This window comes from Shewanella sp. SM20 (assembly GCF_025654545.1).
Lineage (GTDB): Bacteria > Pseudomonadota > Gammaproteobacteria > Enterobacterales > Shewanellaceae > Shewanella > Shewanella oncorhynchi.
This window is the reverse complement of the sequence record NZ_JAKKRK010000111.1, coordinates 1-2,505: the sequence shown is the minus strand read 5'-3', so window position 1 is coordinate 2,505 and position 2,505 is coordinate 1. Positions and strand designations below refer to the sequence as shown.

Below are 2,505 nucleotides of genomic sequence, written 5' to 3'. Positions count from 1 at the left end.
CGATTCACCCGTTAACGTCACTCTCACAGCACGATGGATCAGCCTGTCTAAGATGGCTTCGGCAAAAGTTGCTTCACCTATCATGGCGTACCATTTATCCACTGGCAGCTGGCTCGCTACCAAGGTGGATACCTTGCCATGACGGGTATCGATGATCTCCAGTAGATTACTGCGTTCGCTCGCATCCAGCATTTCCATGCCCCAGTCATCTAAAATCAAGATCGCAACTTGAGTCAGTTGTGTTATCAACTTAGGGTAACTGCCATCGGCTTGGGCGAGTCGCATTTCCTCAAGCAACGTTTTTAAGCGATAGTAGCGCACACCCATGCCTTGGCGGATGAAGTAACGTCCCAGAGCGCAGGCCAGATAGCTTTTGCCACACCCTGCCGCGCCGGTTAGCAGTAGGTTTTGTTGATGCCTCAGCCAGTGACCTTCTAGCAACTGGCGGATCTGTGCGGGGGTAAACCCTCGACTGGCACGATAGTCCAGTTGCTCGATTTGCCCCATCAGCCTAAAACAGGCTTGTTTTTCTAACCGATTGATTTTGCGTTGCTCTCTTTGTAGCAGTTCGTGACTGAGCAGCAGTTGTAGCCGCTCTTCAAAACTCATGTCTTGATAAAGCATGGCTTGCTCTTGTTGTTGTGCGAGCGCTTGCTTCACGCCACCTAAATGCAGTTGGCTAAGTTGTTCTTCGACGCGTAATTGCATCTTTGTCTCCTTGTTATTTATTGACGTTAGTGGAAGTAGCTCTCACCATGCACGTTGTCGTGGCTGATGGCTTGCAGTGGGTCGTGCTTGTTGGTGTAGATTGGCTGCTGCTCTAAGCCATTTTTAAGCATGGCGCGAATGTTGTGCAGGCGGTTAGCCCCTGTCAGCTGGCCCCGTAAACAGGCCGCTTCTAGCCGGTCTTTACCGTAGGTTTTGCTTTGCCCTAACAGTGCCAAGCAGGGCCTTACCGCTTGGGCCGGATGCTCGGCTTGCCGGATAAACTCATGCACCCAATGTGCGGTATAGGGCCCTATCGAGGCAGCCCAGTGGTGCAAGCGTTCGGGCGACCATTCGAGCAGTGCCTGGTGATGTGCGGGCATATGCTCGCTCAGGCTCGTGTGTTGACCTTTACGCTGACTGCGTACATGCTCGGCGACTACCTTGCCATGGTGATAAAACACCAGGGTATGCTCCGTGATTTGTACCGTTAATCGCTTACCCTGTAAGGCGTAAGGGACTGAGTAATAGTGTTTTTCTATATCAACATGGTAATCCTTGCCCACGAGTACCTGTTGCACTTTGGTGTACTGATAACGGTAACTGGGTAAGGGCTTTAGCGCAGGCGCATCCAACTCGGTAAACAAAGATGCACGACTACCGGGGAGCTTTTGGAAGGGCTTTTGATTGAGGCGCGTCAACAACTCACCAATGCGCTGGTTGAGCTGTGCTAGGCTATGGAACACTTCATGGCGCAGCACCGCCAAAATCCAGCGGGTGACGATTTGTACGCCGACTTCAGCCTTGGATTTATCTTTGGGCTTACGGGGACGCGCCGGCATGATCGCTGTGCCGAAATGGGCGGCTAACATTTGATAGGTCGGATTCAAGTCTGGATCGGTATTGCGTGCCACACTGACGGCACTTTTGAGGCAATCGGGTACCACTAATTGCGGCACACCGCCGAAGAACTCAAATGCCCGTTTGTGGCTCATTACCCAGTCTTCGAGCTGTTGTGAGCGAGTCGCTTCGGCGAAGGTGTAGTTAGATGCACCCAATACCGCTACAAAGATTTGAGCCTTGTAAAGCAGTTCCCCAGTGTGCGGATCAATGATGGGCACCGTTTGCCCACAATAATCGACAAACAGTTTTTCTCCGGCGATATGGGTCTGACGCATCGACGGTTGCAACACGCTAGCCCACTCTTTATACAAGCGACAAAAGTGGTTATAGCTGTAATGTGTTTGGCCGTTACGCTCAGCATACTCTTGCCATAATCGCTCAAGTGTCATGCCTTTTTGGTCCGGTCGTTTTAACTCCTGATGCAACATGGCCCAGTTAGGCAGGGGTTTGTACTGTTTTTTATGCACAGTTTGAGTGTTGAGAAAGGCACGTTCCAAAGTGACATCGTCCCAGATATCACTGAGTGGCCAGTCATGGATCCCGAGGTGTGCAGCACGGTTAGCATAATAGGATACCGTGCTAGGGGAGACATGAAGGCTAAGCGCAATCTGCCTGTGTGATAGGCGAGCCTGATATTTTAGGCGCAGAATTTCTTTCAGTTTTCTCACAGTAATAGGCCTCGCAGACATGCACTTTCCTCAGATTAAATGAGCAGAAAGTGCGGGTTTAACGAAGCGAGGAGAAAAAGTCACGCAATAACATGCATGTCGATCAGGGTTTACCATAAAGAAGCAAAAGTGATCGGTTTGCGATGTTATTGAGCGATCGACATGAATGTTATTGGATGATCGGCATGAATGTTATTAGGCGATCGCCATGCATGGTAATACGCACGCA

At 50.6% G+C, this 2,505-nt stretch carries 2 protein-coding genes; both read right to left on the bottom strand.

Going from position 1 to position 2,505, the window contains the following annotated elements; genetic code table 11:
• Window positions 1-708, bottom strand: a 708-nt coding sequence (istB, locus tag L5M18_RS22975) for an IS21-like element helper ATPase IstB (protein WP_263198709.1), incomplete at its 3' end; no start/stop codon positions are given.
• 26 nt (window positions 709-734) lie between these two features.
• A complete protein-coding gene (gene istA, locus L5M18_RS22970; protein WP_106650296.1) occupies window positions 735-2,297 on the bottom strand; it encodes an IS21 family transposase in 1,563 nt (520 codons plus the stop codon).
• Between the last annotated feature and the right edge of the window lie 208 nt (window positions 2,298-2,505).

Bases quoted from the DNA above. Each gene is read 5' to 3' on its own strand.
- istA (WP_106650296.1), bottom strand. From the start codon at position 2,297: ATGTCTGCGAGGCCTATTACTGTGAGAAAACTGAAAGAAATTCTGCGC.